This window comes from Pseudomonas sp. P1_A1 (genome assembly GCF_056406935.1).
The window spans coordinates 71014-88572 of the sequence record NZ_JBFTZE010000004.1 but is presented as its reverse complement, the minus strand read 5'-3'; the positions used below and the strand labels follow the sequence as shown (position 1 = coordinate 88572).

Here is a 17559-nt window from a genome sequence, read left to right as displayed (position 1 = left end):
GGTAGTCCGGCTCCCTGACTGACTTGACAAGCTCAATCACCCGCAGCCTCACCGGAACCGACTTGCGTCGGCAACTTCATGCATGCACCGTCATGCTTTGTAACGGCGACTGTGTAACCACTTCTTGAGGACAAGTATCTAGCCAAACCACAAAAAGGCCCGCCAATACGAAAGAAAAACTAGCGAGGGCGTCTATTCTACAGTATTAAACAAGTTGCGGGAATGAATTAGTCAAAATAAAGTTTCGGCGGAAGAACTGGCCTTCAAAACGACGTTAACCTCAAAACCAACCACGGACACGGGTTTAAGCTGGAAACGTCTCCAACCCTTAAAAACTCCCCCGAAATACCGTGATTGCATACGTTTAAAAGCACGGCCCCTTGTTCAATTTCGTAACGATCTGCCCTGAATCAATTTGCAGGGTGCTATGAGGGAGGTATCACGCCAAATCAAATTTGTACGAAAGTAGCTCAATCACTTTGGCCTTTTGTTCAAGGCTTGGCCCTGCCGAATATAGGTCGAAGGTGATCATTCCGGTTTCATGACCAAACAATGCAGGCATCACTGAAACATCTGCTCCAGCCCGATGCACCTCAGTGATCGCGGTTTTGCGAATTGAGTGCAGCACAAATGATTTATCAAATTTTGCAGCAGTCTTTAGACGTCCAAAGCGTTTTCCTACAGCATCTAGTCGGTTGCCATATTTGTTGGTTTCCCCAAGCGCTCGACCTTTTAGCAGGTATCCGTCTTCTGATGCATCTAGTAGCGACTGGACAAGCGGGGCAATGGCGGTATGGATTGGAACCTGACGGACGCCGGCGTCTGTTTTGCTCTCTAAAATTGAGAACGCAATCGGTACGCCATCTTTGAGGGTGATGGTGTCGCGGTGGACTCGGCCTATCTCCTCAAGCCTTGCCCCTGTGTAGGCTGCTAGAACAATCAGGTCAGCCAGTGGCTTGTCTTCCTTCTCCAAGGCTGCGACATGCAATCGCTCTACGTCCGTACGAGTGAATACAGCCCAACTGACTGACTCACCTTTGACCACGGGTAGGTCGTGCTTTTCAAATGGAGAGGGCTGGCCTTTGTACTGCTGACGCCAGTCTTCATCATATTTGATGGCCCATTTCCAGAACGTGTTACCTGCCCATATATGCTGCTTCTTGGTCTTAGAGGTAAGTGGCACGCCCTTAGCGTCAGTTAGCTGGTCCAGGTAAGCAGACACGAGGTCAAAGCTAATCGGTAGCCCTTTCTCACGTACGTAGGCACTGAATAGCTCTACGCGCTTCACCAAAGTATCAATTGTCTTTGGGTCTTTGCCGACCTTCTCTAGAAAGGCTCTGAGCTTCTGGATACGGGCAGGCGTAATAGGGCACTTGGGCTTATAGCTTTGCGGATCGGAGGCAAGCTCCTGCATATCCGCACGCTCATCTGGCGATAGGTCGTAATACTCAGCTGTAATTTCCATGTGCAGCTTCGTGAATGCGTCAGAAATCTTTGCTCCAAGGTCAGCGCCTTGTCCGGGCGTGAGCTTTTGGCTCAAACCCTCTAGGTATTCGTGGTAGGTCGCTATAAATGCTTTGACCGGACCTTCCATGCCACCGTCATAGAGTTCCTGAAGGATGGGAGCTATCGATTCTGTGTAAGCCAGGATATCAGGGGATGGAGTGGTGGCATCCTTAGAGCGGGGCATGAATAGGGTAGGCAGCCACTTTTCCTTATTGCTCTGGTTCCGCCGCGTTAGATCCTGAACTTTCTCTTTCCATTCATCCCGCTCCGACAGCTTCTTGTCTCTGGCAGCCGTGATGTCTGCTTTCCATTTGGCAAGCCAGATATGGCGGCGCTCCATGGCTTCTGAGCGTAGGCCTGTCTTCAGCGATTGGATTAGCACCCTGCGATTGTCAAAGGCCAACTGCACGTCTTTAGGAATGTCGAGACGTACATACCAAGTGGATTCGCCTTTCTTTTGGAAAATATGGTTTGCCATGAGTCGCCCTCGGATGAGGGTATGATTCTACTACTAATTTCTACTACTATACGAGCTTGAAGCCCTATAATGCCGTGGTTGCTGGGGTTGAAGGGTGGTTTTCGAGAGTCCCTATCTCTCCGCCATACATAGAAAGCCCCGTAGATGAGAATCTACGGGGTTTTTTCGTTTGCGCAGCTTTTTCCATCGGGCCGCTTTCGCGTCCGTCCCGCTTTTTCCCCAAGTTTTTGGTGTCGGAAAAGTCAGCACGACAGAGTAAGAAAGATGTGTCCGTCCACAGGAAAAGTTACTCCACCAAGTCGTTCTAATTACCGCCCCCCGTATTCATTGAGCGTTTCGTCAATCAAGGTTTTTCCTTCGAAATATCCCCTGACATTGAAAGACGTTGCCGCAAAAATTCCTCATCTACTCTGGTTTCGCAGGTCACTGACCTGTCGTAATCAGCCATCGCAAGGAGCGATCAATGTACTTTGAGATTTACAGGCAAACCCGTGGCACCGCACAGACCGGCAAGGGTCAATGGCGCTGGCGTTTGCGGGCGGGGAATCATGAAACGATTGCCAGTGGGGAGGCTTACGTCAATAAGTCTGATTGCGTGCATGCCATCAGTTTGATCAAGGGGACTCATGATCAGACTCCGGTCAAGGAAATATAGGTTCCAGGCGGTGAAGCTGCTCAATGGGAGCAGCTTCGTTTTGACCGGGTGGTCTTGAGTAGTGAGTGCCTCTGGTTTTTATGGGGCGGGTCGTTTGCCAACCTGCATAGACGCCGATCGCGACACCTCCCTAAACTGTCATCCAGTCTTGGGGGCCGGGGTGCAACGGATGAATCGCAACGAACTACGCAAGGCCGACATCAACCTTATGGTGGTGTTCGAGACATTGATGCTCGAACGCAACGTCACGCGGGTGGCGGAGAAGCTGTTCCTCGGTCAGCCGACCATTAGTGCGGCGCTGAACCGCTTGCGGACGATGTTCAACGATCCGCTGTTCATTCGGGTCGGCCATCGCATGGAGCCGACAGCGCGGGCCGAGGAGATCATTCAGCATCTGTCGCCGGCGCTGGATTCGCTGTCGGTGGCCTTGAGCCTGACCCACGATTTCGATCCGCTCAGCAGCACCATGACGTTTCGCATCGGGCTGTCGGACGATGTCGAGTTCGGGCTGTTGCCGCCGCTGCTGCGGGCTTTGCGCCAGGAGGCGCCGAAGGTGGTGTTCGTGGTTCAGCATGTCGACTACTGGCGCATTCCCGACTTGCTGGCGTCCGGCGATATCACGGTGGGGATCAGCCAGACCCGCGGACTGCCGGCCAACGCCAAGCGCAAATTGTTGCGACATATCCAGCCCAGTATTTTGCGTGCAGACGCATCGGACACTCCGTTGACCCTCGATGAATATTGCGCGAGGCCGCACGTGCTGGTGTCCCACACCGCCAACGTCAGTGGCTACGCCGATGAATGGCTGGCGGAGATCGGCCGTACGCGCCACGTCGTGCTGTCCGTTCCGCAATACAGCTCATTGCCGGCGTTGCTCGCCGGCACCGATCTGATCGCCAGCCTGCCGGATTACACGGCGGAGGCGATGGCCGCGTCAGGCCAACTGTTCAAGGAGCCGTTTCCGTTCAAGACGCCGACCCTGGACCTGTCCATGGTCTGGCTCAGCCATGTCGACAGCGATCCGGCGGAACGCTGGCTGCGCTCGCGCCTGGAGGCGTTCATGAGTGAACGTCCGATCCTTCCGCTGACAGAGTGAGCTGGGCGGCTCTGTGTTATATCTACGACCTTTCTGCCAATCCTCAGGAACCCCGTCATGCCCCATCTGCACATGGAATACACCGCCAACCTATCCGAACTGAATGCCGATGTGGCATTGATGCGACTCAACAACGCGCTGGTCGCTTCGGGGCAGTTTGAAGAGTTCGACATCAAGGCCCGTGCGGTGAAGGTCGAGACTTTCAGGGTGGGTACCGCACCGGGCGAGCGGGCGTTCATGCATGTAAAACTGTCGTTGTTGAGCGGTCGCTCGCCGCAGATCAAGAAGCAGTTATCTGACAGCCTGCTGGCGGTGGTGCAGGATGTGTGCGAGTGGCCGGTCGGTGTTGAGGTCCAGCTATGTGTGGAAATCATCGACATCGATCGAGAGTCCTACACCAAGACTGCCATCGGCCTCTGAGTTTCAGGCCATTTCCTGCTCGGCGCAGGCCTTGATCACTTGCTCGCGCAGCCAGGTGTTGGCGCTGTCCTGGTCGCTGGCTTCGCTCCATTGCATGTCGAGGGTAAATCCTGGCAAGCCGCTTGGTGCTTCGCAATGATTGAACACCGCATCATTGGCCAGCAGCGTGTGAATGCGCCGCGGTAGTGTCAGGATGAAGTTGGTGCCGGTGATCATCTTGAGTGCCGTCCTGTAGCTATTGGACCGCGCGATAAGCTGTCGTTTGTGATCGACCCCGTGGGTGTCGAAGGTTTTGTGTGAAGGGACTACATGACGATGCTCAGCAAGCGATCGCAGACCAGGGCGTGATTCCAGCGGCGTCGCACGTTTATCAAAGACATAAACCAGGTCGTCTTTAATTAATCTCCGGGATCTGAAATCGGCTTGGCTGCATTGAAAATCCGGACCGAAGCAGATCACCAGATCGAGGCAGCCATTGCGTAGTTCATCGACGGGCACGACAGTATCGAGTTTTTGCACATTGACGATCACCGGCAGGTTGGCGAAGTCGAAGGCTTTCAGCAACCTCGGCAACACCAGCAGTTCGAAATATTCCGGCGCGCAAATGTTGAAGGTGACGGCTTTTCGGGTGGGATCAAAGGCTTGAACTCCGGAATGGCAGAAGTTGATGCCTTCCAGGATTTTCAATACATGCTCGTGCATGGTGGTGGCTTTGTGGGTAGGACGCATGCCGGATCGGGTGTTGATGAATAACTCGTCCTTGAAGCCGGTGCGCAGTTTTTTCAGGGAATAACTAACGGTGGACTGGCTGACGCCGAGGGTTTCCGAGACGGCGGTGACGCTGCTTTGTTCATACACGGCGATGAACACCATGAGGTCTTGCATGTCGAGCTTTCTAAGTAAATTACTGTTAAGCATCTGCCCCATCTTGATGAACTCCCTGTTCTGTTTGAATGCAACCTGATCCGCGAAAGGATAGCGGAACGATAGTGCCAAGAGAATGCCTTGTAGGAAGCTTCATTGTCAGATGTGGGACACAACGTGTAGGTAACACGACCTGCGCATCAATCGCCAGTCTTGGCCCCGGCGCATTCGGCCTTGGAGGAGGCTCTTCGAGGAGCTGGATCAAAGTGATTTGGTACCAGACTGCCGGGCGCCGTTGCCCGGCAGTCAAGTGTTGAAGTACGACCAAACACCTGGCTTAGGTCGGTCAGTAGATTTGAAGTTAATTAATAAGCTTTATTACAGTAAGCCGTCTTGCGCACACACGCTGACAATTTGTTCGCGAAACCAATTATTGGCGCTGTTTTGGCCTGGTTTTTCGTTCCAAAACATGTCCAGTGTGAAGTTCGGTAAACCGGTCGGCGGTTTGCAGTGACTGAATTTATCTTCATTACTGATCAACATCTGAATGCGCCGAGGCAGGGTGAGAACGAAATCGGTCCCGGGAATCATGTTGAGTGCCGCCACATAACTATTGGCCCGTGCGACGATTTGGCGGGTGTAGTTCCATGTGCCGAGCCAGCCATCCACCATGTTGGTGTCCGAAGTCCACGGGGTCGGAAAGATGTGCTGGCGCGCGACAAAGGTGTCCAGGGTGAATTCGCCCTCTGGAGGAGCAAAGTTTTTATCAACGACGCAGACCAGGTCATCTTCCAGCAGTACTTGTGATTTCAAGTTTTTAGAGCTGCGATGAAAGTTTGGGCCGAAGCAAATGACCAGATCAAAGCGGCCATCTATAAGTTCATCGTTAGGAATGTCTCTGTGAAATTTCTGTATGTTTACAATTACCGGAAAGCTACTGCCAATAAAGCGCTTCAATAAGTTTGGGAGAATCAGGAGTTCAAAGTATTCGGGTGCACAAATGTTAAAGGTTATTTCTTTCTGGGCGGGGTCGAACGAATGGAGTCCGGAATGGCAAATATTTATAGTTTTCAGGATTTTGAGAACATGGCTGTACATTGTGGCCGCCTTATGGGTTGGCCACATGCCGTTGCGGGTATTGATGAATAGTTCGTCCTCGAAGCTCGTGCGCAGCTTTTTCAGGCAGTAACTCACGGTGGACTGGCTGACGCAAAGGGTTTCAGAAACCTCGGTGACGCTTCTTTGTTCATACACGGCCACGAAAACCATAAGGTCCTGCATATCCACTTTTCTTAGCAGATTGCTATTAAGCATAAAATCCATCTCGGTGAAAATCCATGCGTGTCACAGTGCATCGTGCTGTGTGACAAGGTTGTTTATTTATATATTAATGGAAGCAATTTGTTTTTTAAATAGTCCGTCGGAAATTTCCTCAATATATTCTCGTTCCACTTTAGAGAGAACCCTGAGCAGGGATAGGAGGGGATAAGTGTTGGTACGAGTCACGGAAAGCCAAACGCCGTTATGGATGCAGGCTACTGAAGTTGTGAAAGAAAAGTTTCGCAGATCTTATAAGGCATCCGTAGAACCCAGTCCGCAGTATTTTGCGGTCACCCAAGACAGTGAGGAACGGATTCTTTCTTGCGCCGGTATAACTTTTGCGGATGATCGCACACTTTTCTCGGAGCAATACCTGTCGCAGCCGATAGAAACGATACTGTCCCAGCGTTTTGAAAAGATGATTGATCGGTCAGTTATTGCCGAAATAGGCAGTTTGATTTCTCATCATCTGACGGCCGGAATGATCATGGTCAATATGGTTCCACTGCTGGCCTGGTGCATGGGCGCTCAATATTTGCTTTGCACCGTCACGCCCCGGGTCCGGGCAATGATGGAAAGCTGCCAGATCGATTTCGAACCACTGCTCACCGCGGACCCTCAGCGTCTGGCCGACGCGGGTGGCAAGAGCTGGGGTACCTACTACGCGAAATTACCCGTCACCGGTTTTATCCGCGTGGACCCGAAACGTTCGCGATTCGCCGCTATGACCCTCGGTACTTTGTTCACCCAGTTGCCGAACAACTTGCCGGCGAGGGCGCAGCCATGAGCGGCCGTTTCATTGCGGACCTGCGGCTGGCATTACAGGTCAATCGTCAGAAAGTCTGCGCGATCGATTGTGCGCCGACCGGCCTGGAGCACGCCGCTGTCATGACCTATGGCGAACTGGAATCCCGGGCGCTGGACCTGGCGGCAGAACTGCAGCGGCGTTTCGACACGGCGTCCCATGGCGACCACGTGGTGCTGGGGATTGCGACGCGCAACAGCAGTGACTGGCTGGTTGCCGATCTGGCGTGCCTGTTTGCCGGAATCACCGCATTACCGTTGCCGCTGGCATTCAGTCAGTCTCAAGCCGAGCACCTTGCCGAGCGCTGTGACGGATTTCTGGTGGATAGCGCAGGGGAACGGACATTGGCCGAGCGCTGGATGCTCGACTTTCCCCACAGCCGCCTCAGGCGTATCGACGAGCCAGCCCTGAAGCAGCCATTGCTGCGAGAGCCGGATGGCGACTGGATCTGCAAAATCATTCACACCTCTGGTACGACCAGCCGGCCCAAGGGCGTGCGCCTGAGCACAGCGGCGGTGGGGGCGGTGTTGACTTCCCTGCGCCACTGGATGCCAGCCGATGCCCATCGCAGGTACCTGTCGCTGGTGCCATTGAGCCTGCTGCTGGAGCAAGTAACCGCCGCGTATTTGCCGCTGCTGGCCGGTGGGATCGTGCATTTCCTGCCTGAAGGCGAGGCTTTGTTGGGGGAGCCGGGGATGTCGCCCCAACGCTTGATCGAATGGATGCTGCGGGTCGAACCGACGGCCTTGACGGTGCCTCCGGTGATGCTCAATCGCTTTTACGAGCAATTGACCGAAGGCGGCGCGCAGGGCAAGCGCCTGTCTCGTTACCTGCATTCGGGGGTGCATATCACTTGCGGCGGCGCGGCCGTCAGCATCGATATCCTGCATGCCCTCGCCGAGGAGGGTATTGCGGTGTTCCAGGGATACGGGCTTTCCGAGAACGCCTCGGTTGTCAGCATGAATACCTTGCAGCATCAACGGCTGGGCAGTGTGGGCAAGCCGTTGCCGCACGTCCAGGTGCGCATCGGCGCCGACCAGACCATTGAGGTCAGGAGCAGCTCACTGTTCAGCGGTTATTCGGGCAAGGACCCTAGCGCCTGTTCGATGTCCGACGACGGCTGGATGGATACCGGGGATCTGGGGGAGCTGGATGCCGATGGTTATCTCTATGTTCTCGGTCGCAAGAAAAATGTGATCTGCCTGCCCAACGGCCGCAACGTCAGCCCGGAACAGGTCGAACTTGAATACCGCGAATACCCAGGCGTGCGCGATGCAGCTGTGTTTTTCGACGAGGCCCATGGCCTGGTGGCATTGCTGTGTGTTGAATCAATACCGGATCGCGATGAACTGGCCGCCTGGTCCACCCAACGCTTTTCCGACATCGAGCGACCAAGCCGCCTGTGGCTGCTGACCAAGGACGATCCATTGCTCGAGCAACTGTACACCGTCACCGGCCGTCCCAAACGTGCCGATATCGCGACTGTTTTCGCCAACCTGCAAGGGAATGCAACTGATGAACACACCTGCCTATCACTCTGAAAGCCCAGACGTCTCGATTATCGAGGCTCATCATTTCGCCAGTCTTGGCAAGGCCGAATTGTACGAGTTACTGGGGCACTACGGTGTCGTCCTGCTGCGCAACTGCATCCACAATGCCGAGGATTTCAGTGCCTATGTGAAGCGCAACAGCTCGCGCCTGAGCCTGGACCCGGCACGGACCATGGTCGGCGGCGCCGCGCAGTTGGTGGATGCGGGCCGCCAGGCGATCGGTCTGCATTGCGAGAACGGCAACTCCCCATTCTGGCCGGACATTACCTGGTTCTATTGTCAGGAAGCGCCGCGCACGGGCTCGCAAACCACCTTGTGCGACGGTGAGAAAGTGCTGGCGAAACTCTCACCGGCCTGCCGCACATTTTTCGAGAACCACCCGATTCGCTACAGTCGCACGGTTGCCGGCGAAAAATGGCGTCGGCTGGTCTGCCATTACTCGCCGGCGCTCCTGGACCCGGCGGCGGTGCATATCGACGATCTGATGCAGATCATCGGCGACGATCCGCAGACGCAAATCTCTTTCAATCAGGCCGATGATTCAATCCACTATGCCTTCAGTACCCCGGCGATTCAGGTCTCTGACTTCAGCCAGCGTCCGGCGTTTGCCAACAGCATCCTCGGGCCGTCCTTCAACTATGAAGTACCCGTGATCGATACGTCGTCCGGGCTGCCCATTCCCGGCGAGTTCCTGCTTGAAATCGCCGGGGTTTGCGCGCAGTACACCTACCCGGTCGGCTGGCGTGACCATGACATGGTGATGATCGATAACCGTCGAGTGATGCACGGTCGTGAGGCCATCGTTGATGAGCGTCGCCGTATCTTCAATGCCCTGAGCTATCGCTGAGACTATCTATGAAGACCAATAACAAACAGATCATTTCTGGTCACTATGAGACGTATGTCGACGGCGATGGTCGCCAGATAATCGATCTGGCCGGCGGGTTTGGCTTTCAGGTACCGGCGGTGATCGAGGCAGTCAATCTTCAGGCGCAGCACATGGGCCTGTCCAATCGGGTGCTGATGTCCGAGCCACTGATCGCGCTATGTCGTCGTTTGGCCGAGCTGCTGCCGCAACCGCTGGTCAGTTCTTATGTGTGCAGCTCCGGCGATGAAGCCTTCGAAGGCGCCCTGAAACTGTGCAAGGGACTCAAGCCCAAGGGCAACACCATTGTGGTTGTCGAGGGCGGCGACTATGGCTCACTGAGTTATGGACGTTGCCTCAGCACACCGCAAAGCTATCTGCAGATGCAGCGTTTCCTGGGTTTCGAGCTCGTGGTGCTCCGCCATGTCCGTGATCTGGATAAGGTGGATTGGGACGATTGCTTCGCGGTCTGCCATACCAGCACGCGGATCGATGAAGACGGACGCCTGTGCCTGATGGAGCAGGTGCTGCTCGATCACTTGTATGCCGCGGCGGCCAAGGCGTCGGCGCCGGTCATCGCGGTCGATGTGCAAAGTTGTCTGGGCAGCCTGGGCACGCTGTTTGGTTTCCAGCGTTATCGCAATACCCCGGACATCGTGGTGTTGGGCGGACCGCTGGGTGGCAGCGCGATTCCCATCGGCACCTACACCTGCAGCGAACAGATGGCGTATCAGGTCTACGGTCGCAGCAGCCCGGCGAAACATGGCAGCACCACGGCCGGCAACCCGATGGCCTGTGTGGCCGCGATGGCTGCACTGGATTATGTGCAGGCACACGACTTGCCCGCACAGTGCCTCGATAACGGCAAGATCCTGGCGCAGGCGCTCGCTCCGTTCGGTGCCGTCGCCTGCGGTGCCTGGGTCAGCCTGCCGCTGCCAGCCGACCTCAATCCCGCCGAGTTGTGCGAGGAGCTTTATCAGCGTGGCATCTATGTCAGTGCACCCCGTGGCCGCGAGTTGATACTGCGTTGCCCGATCACCGCTCGAGCCGAACACATCCAGCGCGCATCCCGGATTCTCAAGGAGACTTTAAGCCATGTCCTTAACCCTATCGCATGAACAACTGCTGGATGACTGTCAGCGGCATTGGAGTGCCTCGGCGGCCAAGCTCTATCGCCTGGGAAAAACCAGCGTCGAACAGGAAACCGATGGCATCTATGTCACGGACCATACCGGCAAGCGCTTTATCGACTGCGCCTGCAGTTATGGGGTGTTTGTCGTCGGTCATCGTAATCCGATGGTGCGTGAGCAGGTGCAGGCTCAACTGAACCAGATGGCCTGGGTTCCGGAAGGGCGGGTGCATCCGCTGCAAGATGCACTGTCCGAGCGCCTTCGGGATCTGGTGCCGGGTGATTGGGGGGATGTGCAACTCATGGTGTCGGGCGCCGAAGCCATCGAACAGAGCCTGCGTTATGTGCTCAAGGTGCAACACCATCGGCGCGGAATCGTAGTCATGAACCATTCCTACCATGGCAAGACGCTGGCGGCGATGAGCATTCTGGGGCAGAAACAGCACCATCGCAGCTACGGCACCCAGGCCTCGGAAGTGACCTATGTGCCCTACGGTGATTTCGCCGCCTTGCAGAAAGCGGTTGGCGAGGGCGTGCGTGCGGTGTATGTCGAGCCGATTCTGGGGGGCGCTCACTTGCAGGTTCCGCCCGTGGGTTACATGGCCAATATCCGAGCCCTGTGCGATGCCACCGAAACCTTGCTGGTGGCCGATGAAATCCAGACCGGATTCGGCCGTTGTGGCAAATGGTTCGCCGTGCAATATGACGACATCGTGCCGGATATCATGATCCTCTCCAAAGGCCTGACGGGCGGCTACACCTCGTTTGCCTGCGCGATGTACAGCCAGCGACTGGCCACGCAATACCCGTTGAGCGAGATCGAGCCTGACCAACGAACCAATGGCGGGCATCCGGTGGCGTGCGCCTCGGCACTGGCCGCAATCGATTACATCGAGCAGAACAACCTGGTCGAGCAATCGCGGATCAATGGCGGCTTGCTGCGCCATGGCCTGCAACGGCTGGCACAGCGTTACCCGCAGATTATCGAGGATGTGCCCGGAGTCGGCCTGATGACTGGCGTGCGTTTGCGCGGCTCGGTCTACGAAGCGCTGCTGAGCATGGAGTTGGGCAAGCGTGGCGTGCATGCCGGGCATTCCATGAATGAAAAGGCCGGGCACCCGGTCTTGCGCTTTTACCCGCCGCTGAACATCACGCCTGAGGCGCTACGGCATGTGCTGACGATGACCGAAGAAGCCTTGGAAGCCATCGCCCGCCGTCCGAAGCTAGCGGTCAAGGCGTTTTCCCTGGTGGTCAAAAACATGTACCACATCCCCAACAAGCTACTGCGCAGCAAAGGGAAGCCCTGAGTATGTTCAATCCCGATACATTGACCCTGCGCGAAATGGCCGACCTGCTGCGTCGCGGTGTACTGACCAGCGTCAATTTACTGGAGTTCTATCTGCAGCGCATTGCCGAACGCAATCCGCAGATCAATGCCCTGATCCAGATGGAGTCTGTCGACGAATTGCGTCGGCAAGCCAGGGAGGCCGATGAGATGGCCCGTGTCGGGAAAATTCTTGGGCCGTTGCACGGAGTTCCCATGACTATCAAGGACGTCTGTCATGTGCGCGGCTTCCGTATGTCGCGGGGGGTGAAGGAGTTGCTGGGCGACGCCAGTCAGCAGGATGCCACGGTCGTCGCTCGGCTTCGGCAAGCGGGGGCGATCATCCTTGGGATCACGAATGTTCCCGAGTTTTGCATGGCCTTCGAAACCGAGAACCTGCTGTATGGCCGCACGCTCAACCCCCATGACGGACAGCGCTCTGCCGGTGGCAGCAGTGGTGGGGAAGCGGCAGCCATCGCGGCCGGTTGCTCTCCGGCCGGGCTGGCCTCGGATGCTTGCGGAAGCGTGCGGATTCCGGCGCATTTCAACGGCATCTGCGGGATGAAGCTGACCCAGGGGCGTGTGCCGTTGACGGGCCAATTTCCCAATGATCGCTCCGGGCTGTTCCACCTGACCTCGGCGTTCGGCGTGATGGGGCGTTATGTCGACGATCTGGCATTACTCGGGCAATTGATCAGTGGCGCTGATGGTCACGATCCAGACACCGTCGATGTGCCGTTCGCCGACAGCAAGCCACTGGCTCAATTGCGTGTCGCGCTGTCGTGGGAATCCACCAGAACCCGGGTGAGCCCGGCGGTGAGGCAGGTGCTGCAACGGGTCGAGAATTGCCTGGGTAGCGTGGTGGCGCAGGTTGCACCGACGGAGCCGCAGATGCTCGACGAGGCCTGCGATGTGCTTTGGCGGATCTTCATCACGGGCGCGGACGCCGGGCGCGGTTGGAAACGCCTGTTCCAGTCCATGGGTAAGCAGGCCTATACGCCCGCCACCACGGAGCTGCTTCGCTTGAGCGAAGCGGTCGAATTGAGCGTGGATGAAATGAAGCGCGACTGGATCCTGATCGATACGTTTCGCTACCACCTGGCGAAGTTCTTCAATGAGCACGATCTGTTTATTTGCCCGGTGTTCCCGGATGTGGCGTTCGCCCATGGCGAGTCTTTGCAGGATCGTGATCGCTATGCCTTTGTGTTTCCGTTCAGCCTCTGCGGTTCACCGGCAGTGGTCATTCGCGCCGGGCATGACCCGGCCAGCGGGATGCCGATCGGCATCCAGATAGTCGGCCCGCACTGGCAAGAAGCACGGTTGCTGGCCGTGGCCAGTTTCCTTGAACGTGAGCTGGAGCGCTGGAGCCCCGTCACACCTGAGGCACGGCCACTCTGAACGACCTCAAGCTGTAACGGTTTTGGCGTGACGGCTGGTGATCACCAGAGCCAGCATGCCGAGACCCACCAGCATCGCGCCGGCGATTTCCATCAACGCTGGTTGCTGCCTGAGCCAGAACCAGTGGAACAATGTGACAAACAAGGTGTTCATGTAGACGTAGGAAACGACCGTTGACGGCGAAATCACCCCAATTGCCCGATGCAACAGCCAGAATGTCGCGAGGGTGCCGAACAGCGCCAGGTACACCAGCCAGAACATGTCACTGGCCGACAACTGCGTGCCGCTGCGCCAGCCACCGTTGAACAGACAGAACACAAATAGAAACAGTGAGCCGAAAAGCATGTTCCAGAAGGTCATCGCCACCGGGTCACGTCCCTTCAAGCTCCTGGCCTTGAACCGCTGGCTCAGTGGCGAATAGAGCGCCATCGCCAGGCAGCCGACGCCGAACACCAGTACCGGGTACAACGCGGGCAGTTCGCCTGGAGCCGTCCCTTTGAGCGTCAGCAGCAGGGCGCCGATTGCCGCAGTCAACATCGGCAACAAGCGGGTTTTCAGGCTGGGGCTCGGCAGCAGGAAGGCCTCGAAGAGCAACGTCATCAGCGGCACTAATGTGTACAGCGTCGCAGTATTGACCGCGCTGGTGTAGCGCAGTGCTTCGAACAGCGAACCGAAATACGTCGCCAGCAACAGTCCAAGCACCCCATGGGCCAGCAAGCCTTTGAGCGAAATCGGTGAGGTGTTTTTCAATAGCAGCAACGGCAAGAACATCAAGGCTGAAAACAACAGGCGCAGCCCGGTCAACAGGAGCGGATCTATTGATTGGCTGACTTGTGCCGCGGCAAAGAACGATGAGGCGATCAGCATCGCCCAGATCAACATGCCCCAGTGAGCTTCTGCAAAACCGACTTGCTTCATGAGTTCCTTCACCTGTGTTTGAAAGTAGAAATCAGACCTGTAGAGCCAGGCTTGCCGGCGAAGGCGCTATTAAGGACGCGTTCGCCGGCAAGCCTGGCCCCTACAAGGAAAGGACCTTCAAAAACTATTGAATATGCTGTGCGTAATGTCGTGGGTTGAAACGCAGTACCATCACGATCATCAGCGCCATCACCGCCGTGAGTGACCACCAGGCCCATTCGAAGCTACCCGATTGGTCGCGAATCATCCCGGCAATCAACGGCGAGAGCCCCGCAATCAGGTAACCGATGCCTTGCACAAAGGCCGTCAGGCCACCTGCGCGACGAGGGTTATCCAAGTGATCAAGACACACGATCAGGCTCATCGGGAACAGACCGCCGATACCCAGGCCCAGCAGGCACGGCCATAGCAGGCTAAAGCGTTCGGGGCTGAGGATCAGGCCGCAGAAGCCGGCCATGATCAATGCCAGCAGAATGACCAGCACCAGGCGTTTGTCCTGGCTGCGGTTAGCAATCGCAGGTGTGATCAACCCGGACACCACTTCCATGGCTGTCAGAAACCCCAGCAACAAGCCCGCATTCTGTTCGCTCCAGCCTTTTTCCACGTAATACGGGGCTAGCCAGGCGAGCACACAGGTGTAGGAGGCGGTGCCCAAACCGAAGAAAATCGCCAGCAACCAGGTCCGAGAGTTACCGACGAAAGACTCCTGGCGCCCCGTCGGCGCGGCCGGGAGTGGCGCGATTGCCGAGCGCTGGCCAAGCCAGAACACCAGTGCCACCAGCGTCAGCAAGGCCCAGATTGCCAGGCCTGCGCGCCAACTGCCGGTCTGGGTCATGACGAAAGGCGAGAACGATGCCGCAATCGCCGCGCCGCCCATGATCGAGGTGACATACAAACCCATGAACAGCGATACGTTGTTGCTGAAGCGCGACTTGATCAGTGCCGGCATCACCGCCTGAATGAGGGCGATACCGATCCCGGCCAGTACCGCGCTGAGAATCAGCTCAAGGGCGCTGTCCAGATACAGCCGCGAGACCGTGGCCACACCGATGATCAGCAACGACAGGATGATGGTGCGGTGATCGCCGACCCGTTGCGCTATGCGCATGCCCAAAAACATCGCCATGCCCATCGCCATGACGGGCAACATGGTCAGCAGCGCGGCGGTACTGAAACTCAATGGGACATCCACGCGAATGGCCGACAACAAAGGCCCGACAGCGGCCATCGACGGCCTCAGGTTCAGTGCGACCAATACCACGCTGACCATCAGCCATCCGGCATAGGCACTTGAAGTACGAACGTTTTCCATAAGGGAGCCCCAAATATACAAGCCAATGATTAGGCCGTTGCGAGCCTGCTGGGGCAAACTGAAAAGTCGCTGGCACTATCGAGAAATTAGGCAGCCGCTCGGGGTAACGCCGTAACTCAAGCCACGCTCCCACAGGGGCTGCTCGGGGAGAATGTTTAATCAGCCTGCAACCAAGGTTCATCAAGTCTGGATTTAACGGCTGATCTGCCCGTGTGACGCTGCTCCGCATCTGTTTATTGCGGTCTTTCCCATGGACGCCTGGTTGATCGGCATCAAACACGCGGTTGCGACCGGCGCTACTTCAAACCTTCTGCCACATCGTTCATACAGGCCTGCCAGTGCACCGAGCCTGTCTGCACTCCCCTCCGAACTGGCCTTCTGGGCGCTGTGGCACTGCCGTCACGCGCGCCCGCCGGATTCCTGCATCTCCCGCTGATTGTTCTGACAGGTCCCGCGCTGTGCGCCGGGATCAAACCGGCGGCGCCTGTGCGTTTGCCTGACGCGCAAAGACGAGGAATCCCATGAGCTGTGCCACGACATCCTTCGCTACGAAAGAACAAGCCTTGACGTTTCTTGAACAGAACCCGGATATCGAAATGTTCGAGCTGTTCATCCTCGACAACAACGGTGTGCCACGCGGCAAATTGCTGCATCGCGATGAGTTGCTGGCGGTGTATGAAAGCGGTCGGCCACTGCCAAGTACCATCCTGGGACTGACCATCAATGGCGATGACGTGGAAAACTCCGGGCTGGTCTGGGACGTCGGTGATATCGATTGCCGCGCTTATCCCGTCAGCGGCAGTTTGCAGCGCATGCCGTGGCGATTGATTCCCACGGCGGCGGTGCAGGTCAGCATGCATCCGCAAGAGGGCATGCCCGCGACCATCGCCGACCCACGGCACCTGTTGGCCAGGGTCATCGAAGGCTTGCAGGCCGACGGTTATTACCCGGTGATGGCGGCGGAGCTGGAGTTCTATCTGCTGGATCAGCAGCGCGACGGCAACGGTCGGCCGCAGCCGGCGCGGGATGTCGATGGCGGGCGGCCACGCGGGACTCAGGTCTACGGCTTGCGTGAACTGGAACAGATCGAGCCATTTCTGGCCGACCTCTACAGCGCCTGCAAGCTCCAGGGCATTCCGGCGCGCACGGCGATTTCCGAATACGCGCCGGGGCAGGTGGAAATCACCCTCGAACACCGCACCGACGCTTTGCAGGCGATGGACGAAGCCGTGCGCTACAAGCGGCTGGTCAAGGGCGTGGCGCACAAACACGGGATGACGGCTTGTTTCATGGCCAAGCCGTTCGATGACCTGGCCGGCACCGGCATGCACATGCATGTCAGCCTGGCGGACAAGGACGGCAATAACCTGTTCGCCAACGAGGCCCCGGACGGCACGCCGCTGCTCAAGCACGCGGTTGGCGGGATGCTCGCGACATTGCTCGATGCGTTGCTGCTGTTCTGTCCGAACGCCAACTCGTACCGTCGTTTCCAGACCAACAGCTACGCACCCCTGGCGGCCACTTGGGGCGTGGACAACCGCACCGTGAGTTTGCGAGTACCCGGCGGGCCGGCATTCTCCCGGCATATCGAGCACCGTATTTGTGGTGCCGACTCCAATCCGTATCTGGCTGCGGCGGCGATCCTGGCCGGTATTCATCGCGGCATCCGCGAGCAACTTGACCCTGGGGCGCCGGTGGAGGGCAACGGTTATGCTCAGGCCGCGCAATTGTTGCCGACCGACTGGTTGACCACGTTGCGAGCGCTGGAAGGCTCGAATTGGGCCCGGGAAGCATTCGGTAGTGAGTTTCTTGGCGTCTATCTGGCAGTGAAACGAGCCGAATACCGGCAATTCATGGGCGAAGTCGGTGAGCAGGACTGGCGCTGGTATCTGCATCAGGCTTGAAACGGGTCGCCAGTG

15 protein-coding genes are annotated in these 17559 nt (G+C 57.1%); 10 read left to right on the top strand and 5 right to left on the bottom strand.

All coding sequences use genetic code 11. The annotated features are described in order from the left end of the window. Positions 1-439: 439 nt before the first annotated feature. Positions 440-1984: a tyrosine-type recombinase/integrase gene (locus tag AC1D2Q_RS07245; RefSeq protein ID WP_477812766.1), complete on the bottom strand. Its 1545-nt coding sequence runs from the start codon at positions 1982-1984 to the stop codon at positions 440-442. Positions 1985-2447: 463 nt separating this feature from the next. Here AC1D2Q_RS07245 and AC1D2Q_RS07240 point away from each other — a divergent pair, with 463 nt between their 5' ends. From AC1D2Q_RS07240 to AC1D2Q_RS07230, 3 genes are all read left to right on the top strand, one after another. Next, positions 2448-2639: a YegP family protein gene (locus AC1D2Q_RS07240; protein WP_074874292.1), complete on the top strand. Its 192-nt coding sequence runs from the start codon at positions 2448-2450 to the stop codon at positions 2637-2639. A gap of 169 nt (positions 2640-2808) precedes the next feature. Further along, positions 2809-3735: a LysR substrate-binding domain-containing protein gene (locus AC1D2Q_RS07235; protein WP_033064228.1), complete on the top strand. Its 927-nt coding sequence runs from the start codon at positions 2809-2811 to the stop codon at positions 3733-3735. 57 nt (positions 3736-3792) lie between these two features. Next, positions 3793-4155: a 5-carboxymethyl-2-hydroxymuconate Delta-isomerase gene (locus tag AC1D2Q_RS07230; RefSeq protein WP_019647992.1), complete on the top strand. Its 363-nt coding sequence runs from the start codon at positions 3793-3795 to the stop codon at positions 4153-4155. Positions 4156-4158: 3 nt separating this feature from the next. On the opposite strand, the gene AC1D2Q_RS07225 is transcribed toward AC1D2Q_RS07230, so the two are convergent. Both AC1D2Q_RS07225 and AC1D2Q_RS07220 read right to left on the bottom strand, forming a co-directional pair. Continuing rightward, positions 4159-5073, bottom strand: a complete 915-nt coding sequence (locus AC1D2Q_RS07225; RefSeq protein ID WP_477812765.1) for a LysR family transcriptional regulator — start codon at positions 5071-5073, stop codon at positions 4159-4161. Between the two features lie 324 nt (positions 5074-5397). Further along, positions 5398-6333 (bottom strand): LysR family transcriptional regulator, encoded by a 936-nt coding sequence (locus tag AC1D2Q_RS07220; protein WP_477812955.1) that lies wholly within the window; start codon positions 6331-6333, stop codon positions 5398-5400. A 175-nt stretch (positions 6334-6508) separates the two neighbouring features. Between AC1D2Q_RS07220 and AC1D2Q_RS07215 the strand changes: the two genes are divergently transcribed. From AC1D2Q_RS07215 to AC1D2Q_RS07190, 6 genes are read left to right on the top strand one after another with little or no spacing between them, the layout of a single operon-like run. After that, positions 6509-7126, top strand: a complete 618-nt coding sequence (locus AC1D2Q_RS07215) for a thermostable hemolysin (RefSeq protein ID WP_477812764.1) — start codon at positions 6509-6511, stop codon at positions 7124-7126. Next, a complete protein-coding gene (locus AC1D2Q_RS07210) occupies positions 7123-8685 on the top strand; it encodes an AMP-binding protein (RefSeq protein WP_477812763.1) in 1563 nt (520 codons plus the stop codon). The genes AC1D2Q_RS07215 and AC1D2Q_RS07210 overlap by 4 nt, the downstream gene beginning before the upstream one ends. Further along, positions 8660-9541, top strand: a complete 882-nt coding sequence (locus AC1D2Q_RS07205) for a TauD/TfdA family dioxygenase (RefSeq protein ID WP_477812762.1) — start codon at positions 8660-8662, stop codon at positions 9539-9541. Before AC1D2Q_RS07210 ends, AC1D2Q_RS07205 begins: the two co-directional genes overlap by 26 nt. Positions 9542-9549: 8 nt before the next feature. Then, the gene (locus tag AC1D2Q_RS07200; protein WP_477812761.1) at positions 9550-10677 is read left to right on the top strand and encodes an aminotransferase class III-fold pyridoxal phosphate-dependent enzyme; all 1128 of its coding nucleotides are present in this window, start codon (positions 9550-9552) and stop codon (positions 10675-10677) included. Beyond that, positions 10655-11995 (top strand): aspartate aminotransferase family protein, encoded by a 1341-nt coding sequence (locus AC1D2Q_RS07195; protein WP_477812760.1) that lies wholly within the window; start codon positions 10655-10657, stop codon positions 11993-11995. The genes AC1D2Q_RS07200 and AC1D2Q_RS07195 overlap by 23 nt, the downstream gene beginning before the upstream one ends. A 2-nt stretch (positions 11996-11997) precedes the next feature. Continuing rightward, positions 11998-13410 carry an amidase gene (locus AC1D2Q_RS07190; protein WP_477812759.1) on the top strand — a complete coding sequence of 471 codons (1413 nt, stop codon included), beginning with the start codon at positions 11998-12000 and terminating at the stop codon, positions 13408-13410. A gap of 6 nt (positions 13411-13416) precedes the next feature. On the opposite strand, the gene AC1D2Q_RS07185 is transcribed toward AC1D2Q_RS07190, so the two are convergent. Further along, the gene (locus AC1D2Q_RS07185; protein WP_477812758.1) at positions 13417-14328 is read right to left on the bottom strand and encodes a DMT family transporter; all 912 of its coding nucleotides are present in this window, start codon (positions 14326-14328) and stop codon (positions 13417-13419) included. A gap of 124 nt (positions 14329-14452) precedes the next feature. Next, the gene (locus AC1D2Q_RS07180) at positions 14453-15640 is read right to left on the bottom strand and encodes a cyanate transporter (RefSeq protein ID WP_477812757.1); all 1188 of its coding nucleotides are present in this window, start codon (positions 15638-15640) and stop codon (positions 14453-14455) included. 521 nt (positions 15641-16161) lie between these two features. On the opposite strand from AC1D2Q_RS07180, the gene AC1D2Q_RS07175 reads away from it, so the two are divergent. After that, on the top strand, positions 16162-17544 hold the full coding sequence (locus tag AC1D2Q_RS07175; RefSeq protein ID WP_477812756.1) for a glutamine synthetase family protein: 1383 nt from the start codon (positions 16162-16164) through the stop codon (positions 17542-17544). Positions 17545-17559 lie beyond the last annotated feature (15 nt).